The sequence below is a fragment of the Streptomyces sp. NPDC000941 genome (genome assembly GCF_053599555.1).
In genome coordinates this window covers 1-3430 of sequence record NZ_JBSFMM010000453.1, presented here as the reverse complement: position 1 = coordinate 3430, position 3430 = coordinate 1, and the positions used below count along the sequence as shown (strand labels likewise).

Genomic DNA, 3430 nt, shown 5'->3' with positions numbered 1-3430 from the left:
TTGCTTTAAACCCGGTGGAAAACCAGAACACAAACACCAAAAAACACCCGGGCCGGCCCCCGCCCCGCCGCCCCCCCCCGGCCCTTGTCGACCCCGCGTAACGGGATGGGGCGCAGACGCGTCAGCGCGCCGAGTGCGGGTCCTCGTCGTCCCGTATGACCTCGCCCTGGATGACCTTGCCGTCAGGGTGGCGCATCCGGTCCCGGCCGGAGTCCGGCCCCGGCCCGAAGCCGCCGCCCATCGGCCCGGGCACATATCCGACCCGACGCCTGAGCAGCGCCTCCGCCCGGCCGCGCAGCAGCGCGCGCGTCGGCGGGAACAGACACACCAGCGCGGCCACATCCGAGATCAGGCCGGGAATCATCAGCAGCAGCCCGCCGAGCATCGTGAAACTGCTGCCCGTCCCCGCCGCCGGGTCCTGCGGCGCAGCGCCCGGCTGCATGGACCGCGAGAGGTTCTGCCAGGCCCGGCGGCCGGCCCGCTTGATCACGGCCGAGCCGACCACCACTCCGGCGAGCAACAGCGACAAGACCGTGAACCCGCCGGCGGCCTCCGCCACCACGGTCAGCAGCCAGATCTCCAGCACCAGCCAGGCCGCGATCCCCAGCGGCAGGAAGGTGCGGAGGCGGGAGCGCTTGGGGCGGGTCGGGTCGGTCTGCTGCTGCGACGGGCCGGTCATCATGCTCCAAGTGTGCCCGGCCCGGCGCGATAGCCGGGCCCCGGGGGCCAAAGATCTCCGCGGGGAGATCCGATGCCGCCGCCAAGCGGCCCCGGGGTCGCTCAGGAGGGGTCGCGCCCCAGCAGCTTGTTCGCCCGGGAACTCACGCCCCAGGTGGCGACCCGCCAGAACGCCTCGGTGACGATGTCCCGGCTCATCTTGCTGTCGCCCCGCTCACGCTCGACGAACGTCACGGGGACCTCGATCACATGGAAGCCCGCCTTGACCGCGCGCCAGGCCATGTCGATCTGGAAGCAGTAGCCCTGGGAGGCGACCGCGTCCATGCCGAGCCCTTCCAGGGTCTCCTTGCGGAAGGCGCGGAAGCCGGCCGTCACATCGCGGATCGGCACATCCAGCAGGATCCGGGAGTAGGTGCTGGCGCCGCGCGAAAGGTACTCCCGCCGCTTGGGCCAGTTGACGATGCGGCCGCCGGGCACCCAGCGCGAGCCGATCACCAGATCGGCGCCCTTGAGCGCGGTCAGCAGCCGGGGCAGCTCCTCGGGCTGATGCGAGCCGTCGGCGTCCATCTCGACCAGTACGCCGTAGCCGTGCTCGATGCCCCAGTGGAACCCGGCGAGGTAGGCGGCGCCCAGGCCCTCCTTGCCCTTGCGGTGCAGCACGCGTACGTGGTCGTCCTCGGCCGCGAGCTCGTCCGCGACCTTGCCGGTGCCGTCCGGGCTGTTGTCGTCGGCGACGAGCACATGCGCCTCGGGCACGGATTCCCGCACCCGGGCGACGATCGGCTTGATGTTCTCCGCCTCGTTGTAGGTCGGGATGATCACCAGAACCTTGCCGAGCGGACCGTACTTCCGCCGCCCGCCGTCCCCTTCGGGCACGGCGTCGCCCTTCTCGCTGCTCCCGCCGCGAGGCGAATCCGCGGCGTCCGAGGTGTGACGCGGCTCGTCCGCGTCCGAAGTCTGGCGCGGCTCGTCGGCCTCGCGTGCGTCGCTCACGGCACCATTTTGTTCGCTTCTCCGCCCGCGAGGCGAATCCGCGGCGTCCGAAGTCTGGCGCGGCTCGTCGGCCTCGCGTGCGTCGCTCACGGTCTTACTGCCCTTTCTCGTCCGTACGTCCCCGACGGCCAATCATGATCGCGGCCGCACAGGAGAGAACGCCCACCATAGCGAGCACCCACTCGGGGGTCGCACCGACGCGGTCGGCGACAGTCTTGCCATCGCGCAGCGGGACGCGCGCGGTGAGCACATCTTGGGTGAATTCTTTCGTCCGCTGCTCGATCGTGCCATCGGGCGCGACGACCGCGCTGATACCGCTGGTGGCCGCGGTGACCACCGTGCGGCCGTGCTCGATGGCCCGCAGCCGGCCCATGGCCAGCTGCTGTTCGGGCTGGCCGGTGCGGCCGTACGTGGCGTTGTTGGTCTGGACGACGATCATGCGGGCGCCCGCGTTGACCGTGTCCCGGACGATCCCGTCGTACGCGACCTCGAAGCAGATCACATCGCCGAGCCGGGCCGGGCCGACCTTCAGCACCCCGCTGTGGTCACCGGGGTAGAAGTCGCGCGGGACCCGCTTGAACCGGGTGATGACCTTGGAAAGCTGCTCGCGGAAGGGGACGTACTCGCCGAAGGGCACCGGGTGCTGCTTGGTGTAGGAGGCGCCGGGGCCGGTCTTGGGATCCCAGACGATGCCCTGGTTCAGCACATAGCCCTGCTTGGTGGGGTGGTCGACCAGCGCACCGACGAGGACCGGCACATCGATCGCCTTCACGGCCTCGTCGATCCGCGCGTACGCCTCCCGATACTGGAAGGGGTCGAGGTCGGAGGCGTTTTCCGGCCAGATCACCAGGTCGGGCTTTTTGATCCGGCCGGCCTTCACGTCCTTGGCCAGCTCGATCGTGGCGTTGACGTGGTTGTTGAGGATCTTCATGGGGCGGCCCAGGAAGTCCATACCGGGCTTCTGGACATTGCCCTGGACGATCGCGATGTCCACCGCGTCGTCGGCGGCCGTGGGGATCGGCACGGCGAACCCGGCCACGGTCACGGCCGCGGCCACGGCGACCGATCCGCCGGCCGCCAGCGCGGCGCGCGGCCGCGGGATGCCGCCGCGCATGCCGTACAGGGCCAGGGCCGCGGCGGCCAGCAGCGTGCCCGTCAGGGCGACGGCAAAGCTGACCAGCGGCGCGCCACCGAGCGCGGCGAGCGGCGTGAAGGGCGACCCGGTGTTGGCGAAGGCCAGCCGGCCCCAGGTGAAGCCGCCGAACGGCACCCGGCCGCGGAGCCACTCCTCGGCGATCCACAGGCAGGCCGCCCACAGGGGCCGCAGCCAGGCCACCGGAAGCCGGGAGGTGAGGGCGAGGGCCGCGCCCAGCGGCAGGAAGTAGAGCGCCTGCAGGAGCGCGAGGCCCACCGTGGCGTCCCAGCCGACGACGTGCAGCCACTTCAGTAGGACTATGAAGAACGGCAGCGCCATCGCGAAGCCGGTCCAGGCGCCCTGCCGGGCCGTACGACCGTGGGTGAGCAGGCTCAGGGCCGCCACGGAGACCAGGGACAGCGGCCACAGCCCGTACGGCGGGAAGGCGAGGCCCAGCGCGAGGCCGAATACGGCCGCGATGGCGCTGCGGCGCGCCTCGCGGCGGGCGAGCCGGGCCAGCCGGCGCATCCGGCCGGGGCGGGCCGGCTCGGGACGTACCTCGGCCGGGGCCGCGGTGTCGCGCGCCGGAGCCTCGGCGTCGGCCGCCAGAGCCTCGGCGTCGGC

Annotated in this window: 3 protein-coding genes; all 3 read right to left on the bottom strand. The window is 71.8% G+C overall.

Annotation, left to right across the window (positions count from 1 at the left end; genetic code table 11):
- Positions 1-121 precede the first annotated feature (121 nt).
- The 3 genes from fxsA to lnt all read right to left on the bottom strand — a co-directional run bounded on the left by fxsA (position 122) and on the right by lnt (position 3415).
- Positions 122-679: an FxsA family membrane protein gene (gene fxsA, locus ACWDSL_RS52560; protein WP_450496777.1), complete on the bottom strand. Its 558-nt coding sequence runs from the start codon at positions 677-679 to the stop codon at positions 122-124.
- A 101-nt stretch (positions 680-780) separates the two neighbouring features.
- Positions 781-1554 (bottom strand): polyprenol monophosphomannose synthase, encoded by a 774-nt coding sequence (locus ACWDSL_RS52555; RefSeq protein ID WP_450496776.1) that lies wholly within the window; start codon positions 1552-1554, stop codon positions 781-783.
- Between the two features lie 211 nt (positions 1555-1765).
- A complete protein-coding gene (lnt, locus tag ACWDSL_RS52550; protein ID WP_450496774.1) occupies positions 1766-3415 on the bottom strand; it encodes an apolipoprotein N-acyltransferase in 1650 nt (549 codons plus the stop codon).
- Between the last annotated feature and the right edge of the window lie 15 nt (positions 3416-3430).